The sequence below is a fragment of the Pedobacter humicola genome (assembly GCF_056490705.1).
In genome coordinates this window covers 145,942-163,208 of sequence record NZ_JBWJIG010000006.1, presented here as the reverse complement: position 1 = coordinate 163,208, position 17,267 = coordinate 145,942, and the positions used below count along the sequence as shown (strand labels likewise).

General features: G+C 38.2%; 18 protein-coding genes, 2 tRNA genes and 1 riboswitch. Of the genes, 15 read left to right on the top strand and 5 right to left on the bottom strand.

Translation table 11 applies throughout. From position 1 onward, the window contains the following. Positions 1–5 precede the first annotated feature (5 nt). The 6 genes from AC04Q1_RS11985 to AC04Q1_RS11960 all read left to right on the top strand — a co-directional run bounded on the left by AC04Q1_RS11985 (position 6) and on the right by AC04Q1_RS11960 (position 5,688). Complete coding sequence (locus AC04Q1_RS11985) at positions 6–1,553, top strand: GH3 auxin-responsive promoter family protein (RefSeq protein WP_478364842.1); 1,548 nt, start codon at positions 6–8, stop codon at positions 1,551–1,553. Between the two features lie 191 nt (positions 1,554–1,744). Continuing rightward, entirely contained in the window at positions 1,745–2,905 is a 1,161-nt protein-coding gene (locus AC04Q1_RS11980) for a 1-deoxy-D-xylulose-5-phosphate reductoisomerase (RefSeq protein WP_478364841.1), read from the top strand. 28 nt (positions 2,906–2,933) lie between these two features. Beyond that, a complete protein-coding gene (gene rseP, locus AC04Q1_RS11975; RefSeq protein WP_478364840.1) occupies positions 2,934–4,322 on the top strand; it encodes an RIP metalloprotease RseP in 1,389 nt (462 codons plus the stop codon). An 84-nt stretch (positions 4,323–4,406) separates the two neighbouring features. After that, the gene (hscB, locus tag AC04Q1_RS11970; protein WP_478364839.1) at positions 4,407–4,943 is read left to right on the top strand and encodes a Fe-S protein assembly co-chaperone HscB; all 537 of its coding nucleotides are present in this window, start codon (positions 4,407–4,409) and stop codon (positions 4,941–4,943) included. 283 nt (positions 4,944–5,226) lie between these two features. Then, on the top strand, positions 5,227–5,520 hold the full coding sequence (locus tag AC04Q1_RS11965) for a DUF3817 domain-containing protein (protein ID WP_478364838.1): 294 nt from the start codon (positions 5,227–5,229) through the stop codon (positions 5,518–5,520). An 88-nt stretch (positions 5,521–5,608) separates the two neighbouring features. Then, a tRNA-Leu gene (locus tag AC04Q1_RS11960) sits at positions 5,609–5,688 on the top strand. Positions 5,689–5,883: 195 nt separating this feature from the next. On the opposite strand, the gene AC04Q1_RS11955 is transcribed toward AC04Q1_RS11960, so the two are convergent. Beyond that, positions 5,884–6,783 carry a hypothetical protein gene (locus AC04Q1_RS11955; RefSeq protein ID WP_478364837.1) on the bottom strand — a complete coding sequence of 300 codons (900 nt, stop codon included), beginning with the start codon at positions 6,781–6,783 and terminating at the stop codon, positions 5,884–5,886. A 266-nt stretch (positions 6,784–7,049) separates the two neighbouring features. Between AC04Q1_RS11955 and AC04Q1_RS11950 the strand changes: the two genes are divergently transcribed. Both AC04Q1_RS11950 and AC04Q1_RS11945 read left to right on the top strand, forming a co-directional pair. Next, on the top strand, positions 7,050–7,628 hold the full coding sequence (locus AC04Q1_RS11950; RefSeq protein ID WP_478364836.1) for a TetR/AcrR family transcriptional regulator: 579 nt from the start codon (positions 7,050–7,052) through the stop codon (positions 7,626–7,628). 94 nt (positions 7,629–7,722) lie between these two features. Beyond that, positions 7,723–8,514 carry an SDR family oxidoreductase gene (locus tag AC04Q1_RS11945; protein WP_478364835.1) on the top strand — a complete coding sequence of 264 codons (792 nt, stop codon included), beginning with the start codon at positions 7,723–7,725 and terminating at the stop codon, positions 8,512–8,514. A 79-nt stretch (positions 8,515–8,593) separates the two neighbouring features. Here AC04Q1_RS11945 and AC04Q1_RS11940 read toward each other — a convergent pair whose 3' ends face one another. After that, entirely contained in the window at positions 8,594–9,217 is a 624-nt protein-coding gene (locus tag AC04Q1_RS11940; protein ID WP_478364834.1) for a TetR/AcrR family transcriptional regulator, read from the bottom strand. Between the two features lie 151 nt (positions 9,218–9,368). Here AC04Q1_RS11940 and AC04Q1_RS11935 point away from each other — a divergent pair, with 151 nt between their 5' ends. The 7 genes from AC04Q1_RS11935 (at position 9,369) to AC04Q1_RS11905 (ending at position 15,269) form a co-directional block, all read left to right on the top strand. After that, positions 9,369–9,629 (top strand): hypothetical protein, encoded by a 261-nt coding sequence (locus AC04Q1_RS11935; protein ID WP_478364833.1) that lies wholly within the window; start codon positions 9,369–9,371, stop codon positions 9,627–9,629. A gap of 8 nt (positions 9,630–9,637) precedes the next feature. After that, the gene (locus AC04Q1_RS11930; protein ID WP_478364832.1) at positions 9,638–10,381 is read left to right on the top strand and encodes a DUF3667 domain-containing protein; all 744 of its coding nucleotides are present in this window, start codon (positions 9,638–9,640) and stop codon (positions 10,379–10,381) included. A 156-nt stretch (positions 10,382–10,537) separates the two neighbouring features. Next, entirely contained in the window at positions 10,538–11,893 is a 1,356-nt protein-coding gene (locus AC04Q1_RS11925; RefSeq protein WP_478364831.1) for an alkaline phosphatase family protein, read from the top strand. A 179-nt stretch (positions 11,894–12,072) separates the two neighbouring features. Then, the gene (locus AC04Q1_RS11920) at positions 12,073–12,918 is read left to right on the top strand and encodes an AraC family transcriptional regulator (protein ID WP_478364830.1); all 846 of its coding nucleotides are present in this window, start codon (positions 12,073–12,075) and stop codon (positions 12,916–12,918) included. Between the two features lie 134 nt (positions 12,919–13,052). Further along, the gene (locus AC04Q1_RS11915) at positions 13,053–14,378 is read left to right on the top strand and encodes an amidohydrolase (RefSeq protein WP_478364829.1); all 1,326 of its coding nucleotides are present in this window, start codon (positions 13,053–13,055) and stop codon (positions 14,376–14,378) included. A 47-nt stretch (positions 14,379–14,425) separates the two neighbouring features. Further along, positions 14,426–14,890, top strand: a complete 465-nt coding sequence (locus AC04Q1_RS11910; RefSeq protein ID WP_478364828.1) for a hypothetical protein — start codon at positions 14,426–14,428, stop codon at positions 14,888–14,890. Positions 14,891–14,993: 103 nt separating this feature from the next. Continuing rightward, positions 14,994–15,269, top strand: coding sequence for a hypothetical protein (locus tag AC04Q1_RS11905; RefSeq protein WP_478364827.1), 276 nt, complete (start codon positions 14,994–14,996; stop codon positions 15,267–15,269). Between the two features lie 161 nt (positions 15,270–15,430). Here AC04Q1_RS11905 and AC04Q1_RS11900 read toward each other — a convergent pair whose 3' ends face one another. The 3 genes from AC04Q1_RS11900 to AC04Q1_RS11890 all read right to left on the bottom strand — a co-directional run bounded on the left by AC04Q1_RS11900 (position 15,431) and on the right by AC04Q1_RS11890 (position 16,403). Next, positions 15,431–15,931: a DUF4833 domain-containing protein gene (locus AC04Q1_RS11900; protein WP_478364826.1), complete on the bottom strand. Its 501-nt coding sequence runs from the start codon at positions 15,929–15,931 to the stop codon at positions 15,431–15,433. A 36-nt stretch (positions 15,932–15,967) separates the two neighbouring features. Next, complete coding sequence (locus tag AC04Q1_RS11895; RefSeq protein WP_478364825.1) at positions 15,968–16,150, bottom strand: hypothetical protein; 183 nt, start codon at positions 16,148–16,150, stop codon at positions 15,968–15,970. A gap of 78 nt (positions 16,151–16,228) precedes the next feature. After that, a riboswitch (SAM riboswitch) is annotated at positions 16,229–16,328 on the bottom strand. Positions 16,329–16,332: 4 nt separating this feature from the next. Then, positions 16,333–16,403, bottom strand: a tRNA-Cys gene (locus AC04Q1_RS11890). Positions 16,404–17,267: the final 864 nt, after the last annotated feature.

Sequence of the window (17,267 nt, the reverse complement as noted above, 5' to 3'; positions counted from 1 at the left end):
AATTTATGGAAAAAGAGAAGAACGGTAGAAAAGAAAAGTCTCCTTCAGGGGGTTGGGGGCTTAAAGCAGCATTAAGTAAACCCTTTGCTGCATTTGCGGTTTGGCAGATTAACAAATGGAAGAATAATGCTGTTAATGCTCAAAATAAAATATTAAGTAAGCTGATTGATGAAGCTAAGCATACTGCGTTTGGGCAAGACCACCATTTTGCCGATATTAAAACCTATGCTGATTTTAAAAACCATGTTCCGGTTCAGGATTATGAAGGATTAAAACCTTATGTAGATCGTGTAGTAGCAGGTGAATCCGATGTACTTTGGAAAGGTAAACCACTTTATTTTGCCAAAACATCGGGTACTACTTCCGGTGTAAAATATATTCCGCTTTCTAAAGAATCAATGCCCGAGCATATTAAGGCTGCACGGAATGCCATTTTAACTTACATTCATGAAACGGGTAAGGCCGGTTTTGTAAACGGTAAAATGATCTTTCTTCAGGGGAGTCCGGTTTTAAGCGTAAAACATGGAATCAATGTGGGGCGTTTATCCGGAATCGTAGCACATCATGTGCCAGCTTATCTGCAAAAGAACCGTTTACCTTCTTACGAAACCAATATTATCGAAGATTGGGAGCAAAAAGTTGATGCTATCGTTGAGGAAACCATCAACGAAAACATGACGCTGATTTCGGGCATTCCACCATGGGTGCAAATGTATTTCGATAAACTTTCAGAGAAATCAGGAGGGAAGAAAATTGCTGAAATATTCAGGAATTTTAGTTTGTTTATTTATGGTGGTGTAAATTTCGAGCCTTACCGAGCAAAAATTGAACAAAGTATCGGCAGAAAAATTGATGCCATTGAAACCTATCCGGCTTCTGAAGGATTTATTGCCTATCAGGATTCGCAGAAAGATAAGGGTTTATTGTTATTGGCCGATGCAGGTATTTTTTACGAATTTGTTCCTGCGGATGAATATTATAATGATCATCCAACACGCTTATCGCTTGGTGAAGTAGAACTGGATACCAATTATGCACTTATTTTAAATACCAATGCAGGTTTGTGGGGCTATAGCATTGGCGATACGATAAAGTTTGTCTCTAAAAATCCTTATAAAATTGTGGTCACAGGTAGAATTAAACATTTTATTTCTGCTTTTGGGGAACATGTTATTGGCGAAGAGGTAGAACAGGCGATTTTAAGTGTGGCTAATGACGAGCAGGTTGAAATTACTGAATTTACGGTTGCACCGCAGGTTAATCCTGAAGCCGGGCAATTGCCTTATCACGAATGGTTTGTAGAATTTTCTGCCGCACCAAAAGATATGGTAGCTTTTAGTAAAAAGGTAGATGCCGCTTTGCAAAAGAAAAATATTTATTACTTTGACCTGATTGAAGGAAACATCCTTCAGCCATTGATTATACGTACTTTGCAAAAAGATGCCTTTGTAAATTATATGAAAAGTGAGGGGAAGTTAGGCGGACAGAATAAAGTGCCACGTTTAAGCAATGATCGGAAACTGGCGGACGGGTTAGAAAAGTATATTGTTTAACCACTTGTCGTCATTTCGAGCGGAGTGTAACGCAGTCGGGAAATCTCTATAAAGATCTCTCCATTTCTCTGCGCTCCAGTCGAGATGACGATCGGTTCAACAGATGCTTATCAGAATGGCAGAAACGGGTGAATAATAAAAATAATAAATAAAATGCTTAATTATAATTAAGCAGAACGATATTAAACGATTTGAAAAGAATAACCATATTAGGTTCTACAGGAAGCGTAGGTACGCAAGCACTTGAAGTTGTCCGGGATCATCCCGCAGTTTTTAAAGTAGCTGTTTTATCTGCATTGAAAAATTCAGAATTACTCATTCAACAAGCAAGGGAATTTAAACCTCATGTTGTGGTGATCTGTGATGAAAGCAAATATAACGAAGTTAAAAATGCTTTGTCTACGTTAAACATTAAAGTTCTGGCCGGTGAAGCCGCTTTGGCAGAAGTTGCAGCCTATGAGGAGAGTGATGTAGTATTGACTGCATTAATGGGGTCAGTTGGATTAAAACCCACTATTGCCGCTATACAGGCCGGTAAAAATATTGCCTTAGCAAACAAGGAAACGTTAGTTGTTGCAGGCGAATTGATCACGCAGTTGGCCACAGCACATCAGGTTAAAATTTTACCGGTTGATTCAGAGCATTCGGCAATATTCCAGTGTTTAGTAGGAGAGGAGCAAAATGAAATCGAAAAGATTTATTTAACGGCCTCCGGCGGACCGTTTTTGGGCAAAACGCGAGATTTTTTATCCACGGTAAAAAAGGATCAGGCCTTAAAACATCCCAATTGGGTAATGGGGGCGAAAATCACGATTGATTCTGCATCCTTAATGAATAAAGGCCTGGAAGTAATTGAAGCCAAATGGCTGTTTAATCTGGATGTTGATCAGATTGATGTGATAGTGCATCCTCAATCGATTGTACACTCCCTCGTTCAATTTACCGATGGCTCTATGAAAGCGCAGATGGGTGTTCCGGATATGAAACTGCCCATCCAATATGCTTTAAATTATCCCGACAGGCTAAAAAACAATTTTAAGCGTTTTAACTTCTTAGATTATCCGAATTTTAGCTTTCAAAAGGCAGACATGGAAACATTTAGAAATTTAGGTCTGGCTTATAGTTCCTTAAGAAAAGGGGGGAATATGCCCTGTATTTTAAATGCCGCAAATGAAATTGTTGTGGAAGCATTTTTAAAAGATAAAATCGGTTTTCTGCAAATGAGTGAGGTTATTGAGCAATGTATGGAAGAAATCAGTTTCGTGGAAAATCCACAATTGAGTGATTATTTAGAAACTGACAAACATAGCCGTATCTTAGCCGGAGAATTAGTAACAAAAAGTATAGTTTAACATCTAACATAAAATTTTATAAGAAAATATGAATGGATTGATTATGGCGGGGCAGCTGCTGCTCGGATTGTCTTTATTGGTAATATTACACGAATTAGGGCATTTCTTGGCGGCCAGGGCATTTGGTATTAAAGTAGAAAAGTTTTATTTATTTTTTGATGCCTGGGGCTTCAAGCTTTTCAGTTTCAAAAAAGGAGACGTTGAATATGGAGTGGGATGGCTGCCACTCGGGGGTTATGTGAAAATTGCCGGAATGATTGACGAGAGTATGGATACCGAGCAAATGGCTCAGCCTGCTCAACCATGGGAATTTCGTTCTAAACCAGCCTGGCAACGTTTAATCGTGATGCTTGGCGGTATCATCGTAAACGTGATTGTCGGTATTTTTATCTTTTGGATGTTAACTTTCAACATCGGGCAGAATTATACGGTTAACGGTAAATTGAACGATGGTATTTCTGTGGGAGCAATCGGCAAAGAAATCGGCTTAAAAAATGGAGATAAGATTTTAGCTATCAATGGCAATAAACTGATCCGTTTTGAGGATGCAATATCAAGCAAGGTGTTGTTTGACGGGGCTCAATTAACGATTTTGAGGGAAAATAAAACCCTTTATATCTCTGTTCCGGATACCATCCTAAACAAGATATCAAAAAACGATAAGGAAAATTTTATCTCGCCCCGTTACAGAATGGAAAGCGTAGATAAGGTAAGTGCGCCAGATGAAAAAGTTGATAAGCCTTCATTTTTTGATAAACTGTTTGGCAGAAAGTTCGAGAAACCGGCCTATCCGGCTTATGCTGCGGGCATTAAACCAGGAGATAGCATTATTGCTGTTAATGGAAAATCGATCACCTTCTTTGATCAGTTTAAAGAAGAGGTGTCTACCAATAAGTTAAAGCCCATTAGCATCAAAGCCTTGCGTAAAGGCAAGGAAATAAATTTCGACCTTAAGGTAAGCAAAGAGGGAACCATAGGTATTATTCCTAACTTGAGTAGCCCTGAAACCGCGCATGTTGATTTTGGTTTTATCGAATCGTTTCCGGTTGGTGCAACCATGGCCTGGAGCACTTTTGTAGACAATGCAAAGGGTATTGGCAAAATGATCACCGGTAAACTGAGCGCACGTAATATCAGCAGTCCGATCGGGATTGCCAAGGTTTACGGAAGTACCTTCGACTGGGTTAAATTCTGGACTTTAACCGGATTGATTTCAATGGCCCTGGCCTTTATGAATTTGTTGCCTATTCCTGGCTTAGATGGAGGTCACGTAGTGTTTCTTTTAATCGAGATGGTGCAACGTAAGCCTGTAAGCGAAAAAGTCCTGGAGAAGGCTCAAATTGTAGGTTTTGTGATCTTGATCGGTTTAATGGTGTTTGCTTTTGGTAATGATATTTTAAAATCCTTCGGTAAGTAAAACCAAATTGATATAATTGCCGCAGATGTGCAGATTTGATCATTCAATCTGAACGTCTGCGGCTTTTTTAATTTAATACACATCATGAGTACAGCAAAAGCGGAAACCAATTATTTTGATTTTTATGAATTGCCGATCCAGTTTAATCCTGATCAAAGTGCAGTTAAAGCTAAATTTTATGCTTTTAGTAAGCAATTTCATCCCGATTTTTATGCCAATGAAAGCGAAGAGAAACAGCAGGAAGTACTTGATCTGTCAACTTTAAATAATAAGGCTTTCCAAACGCTGAGCAACCCTAAAAAACGATTAAAATATGTGCTCGAATTAAAGGGAATTGTAGCAACAGATGAGGGTTATCAACTGCCCCAATCTTTTTTAATGGAAATGATGGATGTAAATGAGGCTTTGATGGATCTGGAATTTGATCCAGACGCTGAAAAACTTGAGCAGGTAAAGAAAGATGTGGAAACGATAGAAAAAGATTTGGCCAATGAGTTAAATCATCTGATTGATCAGTTCGACAGCAATCCAACAACGTCTGATGCATTATTACCTTTAATAAAAGATAATTTTTATCGTCAGAAGTATATTGATAGAATTAGAGAGCGCTTAGTAAAATAGATGGAAGGTGTGCGATGGGAAATGGATGATGGAAGGAGTCCAATGTTGGAGGCTACATGGCCAAAGATAATAATTTAGAATCATAGGCGCCCAACTCTGTACGCTTTTGCGGTTAAAAAACAATAGATTTAGGCAATAAGGTCCCTGAAAAAAGTTCAGCGTAGCGATCGCATGACCTTAAACTTTTCGCCCGCTAACTTTTTAACAGCTCATTGTAAAATCATTTTTTAGTTTTTGATAGGCAAAGGCTTTGTTTTATTTTCGGAACAAAATATCAGACTCAATGAACAGCTCCCTTTCTATTTTTCGTAAAATAGCCGTAGCAGAAGGTATATCCTATCTGCTTTTGTTATTTGTAGCCATGCCGTTAAAATATTTTGCAGATCTTCCTTTGTACGTAAAGTACACTGGGTGGGCCCACGGTTTGTTATTTGTTTTATATGCGGCTACATTAGTCTTGGCCTGGCAAGAGCAAAAATGGAAGTTCGGTAAAGTCATTCTCATCTTTTTAGCATCACTTTTACCCTTCATGCCATTTGTTGTCGATAGAAAATTGAAAGATAAGCGATTAAAATAACTGTCTATCAGGGTATTAAAACTAATTGAAAATAATTTTTGCATTTTAACTTTCAATATCTACATTTGCAACCCCGTCCAACACGAATGCCCGGATGGCGGAATTGGTAGACGCGCTGGTCTCAAACACCTGTGGGAAACCGTGCCGGTTCGACTCCGGCTCCGGGTACTAACCGGGCTCAGGCCCAAAACCTTAAAGGGTTGCTCGTTAAAAAGCAGCCCTTTTTGCTTTCAGTATGTTATCGTTGAAGATTAGGTCAATAAAAGCGGTTCAGGTATTGGATGCGTTGCCAGGGGAGTCGAATAATCTGTTTCTTTTACAAAAAAAAATCCAGTCATAAACCGATTTCGCTGTAGCTTTTGTTTACTCTACATTGATGTTCAGTGTATTGGATTGTACGCCTATCCTGTTTTTTGCCTCCAGAACTCCTTTTGTACCTAGAAGGTCTTCCTCAAAAGCCTCTTCATAAGGGTAGATCTTATAATCAAACCGGCTTGGCAGAATGGTAAAATTGCCTGTATGTTTGGCGATCATCTTCATTTCAAATATTTGTTGCTTAATAAAATGCCCCTGATCTAATGTTGACATCTGCTTACCAATTTCATTTACGTTCCAGGTAAATTTCGCCACGTTAAAATTGGCATCGATATATGCTTTGAAACCAACTATCCCCACTTTGTAATCAATATTTCCTTCGTCGATCACTGCGAAGAGCGCCTCAGGTGCTCCCTTTTTAACCAGATCAGCGGGCATAAACTTTGCGGTATTCGAAAATTTGGCATATTCGTATAATGAGACTTTTATAGTGTCGTGCAGCTGGTACCGATCCTTATCAGCTACTAGGACTAATTGTACGGCGTTACTATCTACATCCTGCTTTTTAACGACTTCAACAGCATTTGTGGCGCTCTGATAGTTTTTGCCTTCTATTTTTGCTTCTATAATTGGGAGATCTGACTTCCCTATACTACCGGCAGTAAAAATGATATCGTAATAATAGTTCGTTCCGTCAGATTTGATATTCTTTTCGATTTCCGCACCTTCTAAGTCAAAATCATTATTGTTCTTTTGGATCACCCGAACTGTACCCTGATCCGGTTTACTTTTAAAGTAGATTTTTATACTAATAGATTTGTGTAATTCGACCTGTGGCTGCACTATGATCCATATCTTATCATCTTCTTTTTCTTTAACTGAGTGTTGGCAGGCGAATAGGAAAAAAATTAAATTTAGCGATGAAAGGATAATGGCGATCTTTTTCATTAAGGAGAGGTTTAGCTTCATAATTCTGTTTCATTTCACGATTTAACAATGTAGCAGGTTTTTAGTTCTACTTCACTCACATTCTCAAATGAGAAATAATAAACTGATCATTACGTTTCAATTTCTATGCCTGAAATTATATAGTGAGCTAAATGAATTTAATAGTTAGTTTTTGTCATAATTTTTTGAAAAGAAAATATCAATAATGACACTAATCTGAAACGATTGTTTCAGATTAGTGTTAAGTTTGGCATGAATAAATAGCTATGGCAAGAAATGTTGAGTTTAATGAGAAGGAGGCAGTACAAAAAGCCATGGAGGTTTTTTGGGAAAAGGGCTATAATGGCACCTCTCTTCGCGATCTGACTGACGCGATGAAGATTAACAGCAGTAGCTTATACAACACCATTGGTGACAAGAAAGAATTATTTGTGAAGTGTATTGCGCTTTATACCGAAATTAGAGCAAAAGATTTAATCCAGCGGGAAAAGAGTAAAGCTTCGGCGTTATCCATACTAACTAAATACATAGAGGATTCTGTAAAGATCGTGATCATTGAAAAAAATGGCTGTCTTGCCATTAAAACTGCATTTGAAGGCGCCACTGATGATGCCAGAATCAAGAATCTAATCAAAAACGATAACGATAATAATTACAAATTTATAAGCGACACCATAGCAAAGGCAATGGCTGCAGGAGACATATCGAATGATGAAAGTCCGGAATTACTTGCAGATTTCTTCATCAGTGTATGGACTGGGTGGTACGAGTCTTACCTAATCCATAGAGATCCTGTGAAGATCAAAAAAATGGCACAGTATTTTATTAAACAAATCACAAAATAATCTTTTTTTTCTCGCATTCTGAAATGATTACTTCAGAATGCGGTGGGGTTGGATTTATTTTGAAACAATCAATTCAGAATTATAATTTAAAAACATGAGTCAAGAAAATCAAAATCAAGAGTTGCAGGGTAAAATCGCCCTGGTAACTGGCGGAACTAAAGGGATCGGTAAAGCCATCGCCGACAGACTGTCGAGCAATGGGGCGAAAGTAATCGTGACCGCAAGGAATCTACCAAAAGATTTAAATCCGGAGCATTATTTTATAGCGGCTGATCTGGCTTTGCCAGAAAGCATAGCCAGTGTTGTAGAAGCAATTAACACAAAGTTTAATAAGGTAGATATACTGATCAATAACGCCGGTGCAAATAACGGCCCTGCCGGAGGCTTTAGTGTATTAAGTGATCAGGATTGGACTAATGCACTGGAAATAAACCTCTTTACTGCGATCAGATTCGACAGGGCTTTGTTGCCAAAAATGCTGGAGCAAGGAAGTGGTGTGATTATCCATATTTCTTCGGGGGTAGGGATGTTACCTCTTTGGCAAACCACTATGCCTTATGCAGCAGCTAAAGCTGCGCTTAATAATTATAGTAAGGCATTGTCTGCTGAAGTGGCCGCTAAAGGTGTGCGGGTAGTTACCGTTTCACCCGGAGCAATAAGGACAGGGGCTATGGAAGCGTTTTTACAGGACTTAGCTGAAAAATCAGCGACTAGCGTTGAAGAAATAACAAAGCAGATTATTTCCCAAATTGGAGGAATTCCTTTAGATAGAATGGGCGAAGCAGATGAGGTCGCGAATCTGGTAGCCTTTTTGGTTTCACCTGGAGCATCATACATCACCGGACAGAATTATGCCATTGATGGTGGTGCCAAACCAGTAGTATAACATGTTGAGGCCTATAAATCACGACTGATTGGTCGGGGGTTTATAGGCCTTTCTTGATTATCTTTTTTTACAGCATGTGTTATTCGTAAGCCTTATCGATCAAAAAGGAAATAGCATTTTCAATTTCTGATCTACCTGTTGTACTTTTTAGGTCTAATCCACAAAATGTGCAGTCGTTTGTAGTAGCGTAAATATCCAGGTAGTAAATTCCCGAAATCAGCAGTGCGATAATGGCCCTATACCTTTTTGCGTTTTCATTGAAATGCGGGTCGGTTATACTTTCAAATAGGATTGCCCCATTTTCTTCGCGGTTATCGGCCAGTTTTTTTAACGATTTCCTGTTCTCTATTAATCCCCAAAGCAGGATTTTCTGAAATTCCTTATTCCTGAAAACATAATCGAACTGAGATAGCAACATCGTTTTTGAAAATGTTTTTCCACCATCATTTACCATAGGACCGGCGGATTCATTTTTTACATTGCTCCAGAAATCCTGCGAACGTATATATGCATCGATGAGTTCGTCTTTTCCCCCAAAATAGTTATACATCAGTTTTTTGTCCAAACCTGCAGTTCGCGCAATGTCATTAACCTTAAGCCCTGCAAAACCTTTGGTATGGAGTATTTTCTCTACTGCATCTAAAAACTTTTGTTTACTTTTTTCCTTGTTCCTTAACGATTTAACCGCTGTTTCCTGTTCCATTTGATGAAAAATTATCCCGCTGGAAAATTACGCAATCAAATTTAAATATTTTTATCACCAATTGGTGATATATTGTATATTTGTTCACCGTAAAGGATGCATAAATGATGTATCTCTACACGATAAGCAAGCTTTATTAACCTCATCAATCATGAATATGAAAAAGGGAATTCCAATTACTGAATTATCTGTACAAGAATTATACAACAAGAAGCAAAGTTTGCAGGGAGTACTCATTGGGCTTGGCTTGGTGATGTTGGTTGCCAGCGTGATCATACTTTATCTTGTTTTCTCATCTAAAACACCTAAAGTACTTATTATAATACCAATTACTTGTTCCCTAACTTTTTTGCCAGCTTTTATAAGTTTGAGTCAAATTAATACAGAAATTAAAAACAGGAATTCCAAATAGCCACATCGATGTCACCAGATTGCCTGAATTGTGCCGCCCCGATTACACAGAATTTTTGTCCAAACTGCGGGCAAAAATCTACTACACACCGTTATTCCATTAAACATTTCCTTATCCATGATTTTATCCATAGTGTTTGGCATGTAGATAAAGGTATTTTATTTACGCTTAAAGCGTTGTTTACCCGCCCTGGGCATAGCGTCCGCGAATTTATCCAAGGCAAAAGGGTACCCTATTTTAGTTTTGTGACGCTCATCCTGCTCATTCTGACGGTATCAGGTCTCATTGCGCCGTATACACACGGCAACATGTCTGGTCTGATGCCTCAGGGAAGCAGAGCGATGATGAATGATCTCGAGAAATTTATGTCTGGCCACCCTAAACTGATACTCATTGTGGCCATTCCTGTTTATTCGGTTTTTAGTTTTTTGTGGTTTAGAAAAGCGAAGCTTAATTTTTCCGAACATCTGGTTTTAAATTCAAACCGGATTATTGTGGAGTTAGTCGCTGGCCTTCTTGTTTCGGTACTGACCATTTTTTACACCGGTAATATAGTATTCGCATTTTTGTATTTCGGTGTGCTGAGCTTTTTAGCACTTATTTATAATATCTGGTTTTTTTATCAGTTTTTTTCGGGATTTAATTATAGTAAAAGGGCATTGCTGCTTAGGAGTATACTTGTTCCGGTTTCTTATTACTTATTGTCATTTTTAATCGGAGTAGCATTTGCCATTGTTAAAATAAAACATTGATTATTTTTTTATCTACCTATGAAAAATAATGTTATGCTTAATAGTAAATTTGCATAGATATTCCTATCCGTAAAGTTACTGCTCCTTAATATTTTCTTAATATTTATACAACTTTAAGGGCATCTTACAGAAATACCTTCGCGTAAAAATAATTTTATGAAGAAGATCGTTTCGCTGATCGCCTTAGTTTGGCTTTCAGCAGGGTGTTTATCGGCCCAGGAGAATCACGTAGTATTGATCAGTATAGATGGTTTACGCCCTGAATTTTATTTAGACCCGCAGTGGGGAATGGTTAATGTACGTCAGGGCATGAAAAGTGGCGCTTATGCAGAAGGTGTCCGTGGAAGTTTTCCAACAGTAACCTATCCGTCACATACCACCATAGTAAGTGGTGTATTGCCGGCAAAACATGGTATTTATTACAATACACCGGTTGAGCCTTTAGGTATTTCGGGTAAATGGTTCTGGTACTATAAAGATATTAAAGTGCCAACCATATGGACTGCAGCTAAAGATGCAGGTTTAACTACCGCCGGGGTAAGTTGGCCTGTTACCGTGGGGGCGCCAATCGATTATAACCTGCCGGAATATGTAATCCTTCCAAAAGATAAAAGCGAGAAAAAAGACGAGATTAAAGCCATGTCGCAGGAGTCTAATCCAAAAGATCTTTTTCAGGAAGTTCAGGATAATGCTATAGGCAAATTTGGGGAATACGGTGCTTCTATTGATTTCTACACCAGCGACCAAAATAAGTCGAGAATGGCTGCCTATATTCTGAAACGTTATAAACCTTCTTTTTTAGCCTTGCATATTGCACTTCTTGATCATTTTGAACACGAACAAGGTCGTGATGGGGATAAAGTCAGATCGGCTATCGTTGGTGCTGATGTAGCCATTAAAACCATTATGGATGCTGCAGAAGCCGAAGGTATCAGTAAAAATACCACTTTTATCATTACCGGCGACCATGGTTTTGTGGATATTCATACGCAATTTAATCCTAACGTGATGTTGGCTAAACTGGGCTTGTATAGCGACACCAATAGAGAAGCCTGGAAAGCCTATTTTCAACAAAGTGGAGGTTCTTCTTTCTTACATTTAAGAGATCCAAAGGATAAGGCAACTTTAGAAAAAATCAAACTGGCCTTAGGTCAACTGCCAGAGGGCGTACGAAGAACCTTCCATGTACTGGATAAGGAAGCGTTAACCAAAGCGCAGGGCGATCCAAATGCTTTTATGGCACTGGCCGCAAACCAGGGTTTTAGTTTTGGTGCTGCTGCATCCGGCGAAATGCTTACTCCGGCAAGCGGGGGTACACATGGTTATCTGCCAACTGATTTTAAAGAAATACAGACTGGTTTTGTTGTGTTCGGCAAAGGAATTAAACAGGGTACGCTATTGCCGTTGATGGGACAGGAAGATATTGCACCGTTAATCGCAAAACTTTTAAACCTGAACCTCAAAACGGATGGTGTGTTATATCCTGGTTTGCTTGCGCCTGTTAAAAAATAAGTTATTACCTCTATTTTCGGCCTGTGGAAACGCAGGCCGAAAATTATTGTGAAAAGCATCGCAATTTTGATCGCCTATGTGCAACGGGCCGTAGAAGAGCGCTTTTTCTATTCCATTCTGCATCATCCATTTTCCATCTTCTTCTTTGTAACTTCTGTCCAAAATGGTATTTTTCGCCAATGGATGTGATTGCAAATTTCCCGACACTCGATATCAGTGAATTTTGGCCAAACCAGGATGCAGGAAATAGTTTATTGTATCATGAAATAATAGGGGAAAGGTATATCGAAAAACCGCATATGCACGATTTTTTCCTGTTTATGCTTTTTGAAGAAGGGAGTGGCACACACAGTATCGATTTTATAAATCATCAGGTAAAGCCTAAACAGTTGCACCTCCTGTTCCCTGAGCAGATACACAAATGGAAACTTGGTGAAGAAACCCATGCCCACCAATTGATGATCAGTAAAAGTGTATTCGAAACGCTGGCCAATTCTTTGCGCTTTTCATTAATCCTGTACCAAAATGATCCGGTTATAAACCTAAGTGCCGAAGCTTATGATAAAATCCTGTACGAATTTCTGTGTGTTAGCGCAGAGCTTAAAAAAACAGAAATCTTGTGGGAAATCATTAACGCGAGGGTCAGGCTTATTGCGCTGATGATTAGCCGAGAAGCAGAAACACTGTTTAATAATCAAACCGTTTACCAGACTAAACCGGTGCTTTTCAAATACCGTTCGTTAATAAATACTTATTACAAAAAAGAAAAACTTGTTGCTTTTTATGCCGATCGCTTGAACATTTCGGCAAATTACCTGAATATTCTTTGTAAGAAACATTTCCATGTATCTGCTACTGCACTGATTCATGAGCGGTTAATTCTTGAAGCAAAGCGGATTTTATTGACAACCGAAATTCCCATTAAAGAAATCGCTTTCGATCTTGGCTTTTATGATGTAGCTTATTTTTCCAAATTTTTTAAAAATCAGACTCAAATTACCCCTCGTAAATTTAGAGGACAGTGATGGATTAAACCATATTCGGTGCGTTTATTTGTGAAATAGGTGCGCGTAGTGATAAATGATACAATTTTTAGCATAAATCCTACTATTCGTAAACCCGGCAGAACGTTATTTTTGTAACAAGAAACCCTGCTATCATGAATCCACAATCCATATCCAGAAAAGATTTTATTAAAAGTTCTTCTATTTTATTGGCCAGCAGTTACCTGCTTTCAGCAGAACAGGCAAACGCAGCGCAAAGCGCAACAGAAAATGCTGTTGGTAAAACGCTTGTGCTAAAAAATGTAAGGCTCGAAACTGGGTTTGATTATGATGGAGATGAGGTAATTCATACTAAAACTGAATTATTTACTGTTGAAATTGAGGCTGGGAAGATCAAAAATGTGCTGCCCAATAGCCCTAAAGCGAAAGCCATTGATGCAAAAGGCTTATTAATGCTCCCTGCATTTAGAGATATGCACATTCATTTGGATAAAACATATTACGGACTGCCTTGGCAGGCGCATCTGAAAAAGAACAAATCTGTAAAAGATATGATCGCCTTTGAGCAACAGGTAATCCCCGAGCTTTTAAAAACCTCTATTCCGCGTACTGAAAAATTGATTGGGTTACTGCAATCCTATGGGACCAGTTATGCACGATCACATGTAAATATCGATCCTACTTCTCAACTGGATTCCTTAAAACATTTACAAGCTGCTTTAGAACATAAAAATAAATCTTTTGGGGCCGAATTGGTGGCTTTCCCTCAGCATGGTATTTATTACACCAAATCTGCAGCGCTATTAAAAGAGGCCGCCAAAATGGACATTGATTTTATCGGTGGCCTAGATCCGACCTCAATTGATGGTGGTATTGAAAAACATATGGATTTTGTAGTGCAATTGGCATTAGACCATGGGAAAGGAATTGATATCCACCTGCACGAGTCGGGCGAATCTGGGGTGAAAACAATAGAATACCTGATGGCTAAAGTAATGGAAAACCCGGTGTTAAAAGGGAAAACTTATGTGAGCCACGCTTTTGCTTTGCGGTATCTGGATCAAACCAAAACAGAAGAAATCGCCGAAAAATTGGGTGCTGCAAAAATGGGAATTGCCTCAACCATTCCACTTTCCGGTAATCCGATGCCAATCCCAACTTTATACAAATATGGTGTAGAAGTACTTGCGGGCAATGATTGTATTGTTGACCATTGGAATACATTTGGTACTGGTAGTATTTTACAGAAAGCAAATATTGCTGCGCAGATTTATGGTTACCGTACAGAATTTGATTTGTCAAGAATATTGAAACTCGCTACCGGGAATATCCTTCCATTGGATGACAAGGGGAATAAACAATGGCCAAAAAAAGGAGATCAGGCCAATGTGGTACTGGTTGATGCCAGTTGTTCTGCTGAAGCAGTGTCGAGGGTATCGCCGGTTAAATCACTGATCCATAATGGAAATCTGGTTTTCTGATTTTAACGTGTTATGCTTGTTTGGTAATATTTTACTACCTTAAACTCATGAATGTTAGTCCCGAATTACAGCTAGAAGCCCAGTCGCTCATCGCTAATAATCAGAAAATTTTAGCCGTTAAGTTAATTATCGACAATACAAGCTGCGGTTTAAAAGAAGCAAAAGATTATATAGATGGCTTACAGGCCGGATACCCAAAAACTACGGTAGATCTCTCTAATCTGGATGAACAGATATTGACTATTTTGGGCCAGGGCAACAAGTTGAATGCCATTAAATATTATAAAGATGCCACAGGTGCAGGCTTAGCTGAAAGTAAGGATTATGTCGAAAATTTAATGGAAAACCGCAATGGTAGCAACAATATACAGCAAAATAGAGAGACCGATATTAAAAACATCATTGCCTACAATGCCATAGAAAACAATGGTGCGCTTAAAAATTTTCTGGTCAAACTGTTGATCATTATCTTCATTGCTGTGGCCTTAACCTATCTGATGTTTATCATCTAATGAGTACAAAAGAGCACTAACAGATTGCAATATTTCTGATAGAATGAAAATGTGGCGGTCAAATGTCTTATCTTGATTTTACACACAAATAAATCTTGAGAATATGAAAATTACATTAGACACAAAGTCTCTTTTGCTGGGCTTTTTATGCGCTGGCTTAATGTTTACCGCCATCAGTTTTAAAAAGGGGCAAGATCAAACAGATGGAAGGTATCATACAGAGGTAAATGCCAACAATATGGTAGTAATCCTTGATAGTGAAACAGGGAATTACATTATAGGGCCAGCTGTGCAATCGGCAGGGAAAGTACAATGGATTAAGGGAGAATTCAATAAAACATTCAGCACAGCTGTTGATAATAAAAAAGAACCTAAATAGTACTTTGTTGGCATTCTGAGCCTGTTGAAGGACAATCAATATATTTCGACGGGCTCAACATGACATATCTTATATTCAGTAGGAATAAGTTTATTTTACACTTATCCGTTCCACTATGGGTTTACCTGTCGATTCTTCAGTGCCCTCTACTTCTGCATATTTCACGTGGGGAGCCAGAAACTCCCACCCTGTATCCTGATAAATAACCGGGTAACCCTGATGGTGTGATTGTTAATGCTTACTGAAACATGGTAGCTTTTATCGCTATATTTCTGCAGATAAAAAGGCAGTTTTTTATGCGATACAAACCTGAATTCATACTTGTCGGCTCCCAGTGCTTTTGTATCAATGCCATAAGCGAATTTCCGTTGAATATAACCAAGGTCTTTTTTCTGTCCTTTTTCGCCATAACGGATCCAGTAGACCTGGATGGGAGCATTAGCATCGATACTACCGTTTTCTTTGATATTTAGTGCATAGATCAGTGTATTTGTATTTGGATCACGTTGAAGATAAAAAAGCAGATGGTCTACATTTTTTGGGCTAGGAAAGCTGATGGGCGAAGGATCTTTCGATTGTGCCCATGTTTGAATGGAGCAAAGAAAAAAGCTTAAAATAATGAAAAATAAGATTTTGAATATTCGAGGTGGTATTGAAAACATTTTAGTTTTTTTTATATAGAGGCAGTTGAAATGATATTAAGTGTCTGTTTTGTGCTGATTTTTTGCAGGAATTTCTTCATCTGTTTCATTTAGTTGCTCATTGTACAGCCGATCCGATTCCGCCTTACAATGTTCGTAGTCATCTAATTTTTCGCAGGAAGTGTTTCCATGGATTTCGAAAAAATCCCTGATGGATGGATAATCAAAATAAACAGACATATCATAAAGTTTAGGTTACCAGTTTCAGAAGGGGATAGCTTTGATTGTCTGCCGAAAACAGAAATAGATCTGCTTTCAAACTCATCTTTTCTGCAATTGCAAAAGGAATTAGCACCTTGTTGGTAAACAGGTTGCTAAGACATCAAAGGGCCATTCCCTACGTCTTTCTTGATAAGTATTAGACGTCATGGACGGAATCGAACCGCCGTACTAGGTTTTGCAGACCTTTACCTAACCACTCGGCCACATGACTATATGATCTTTTCAAAAGCTATATAATCCGCTTTAGAATAAGACTCAGCAAAAGTATAAAATAATTACTATAATTTCTATAGAAATAGTAGTAATTTTTTGCTTTGATATTTTTTGTCTTTTAATGTTTTGATTTTTAGCTACTTATTTGATGTGGGTTTGTGAAATTACAGCGATGAAAGATTCTTAAAAATTACCCAATACAGATTGCGATAAAAGGTCATATTTCCCGTGCAGGCGGGGTATTTTAATGCATGTAAACTATAGATCTTTCGACTATGATCAAGGTGACAGCACATCCTTTCGAATGCTAAAATCGCTATGCTCACCAGAGTAGTTAATCCTATATGTAAATTATATTATTGTAAATCAGTTATTTGATAATAAAGTCTATATAATCTATAGGAATACTTGTATAAATTAAACAAAGTTTATACTTTTACAAAAAATACAATAGTTCACTAGCAAAATTTACGTTCGATATGAAATTCCGCAGACAACCTCAGCCATATTTTCTGATTAATGATTCAGATCAGTATAACTGCTGTTGCCGCTAATATAAACTAAGATACGGATCACCCTGTTAAAGGTTTCATTCAGATATTCTTATTTAAAAATCCTGGTACCCCGGGGCATTTTGATAGAATATTATGGTGGTCATGTATTTCAGTCAATAAGTTGCCGGGGTATCAGGAACGGCCTAACTAATCACCACCATTAGTTTAGGTTATTACTCTAATTAATTTGCCACCATTAATTAGCTGATTAATATTGAAGAAGGGAGAGTCAGTACTCGTCGGGGTTCTAGCAACTTTCCACAGAAAAAAGTGCGCGAACTGATCTAGCGATAGATTATAAATTAACC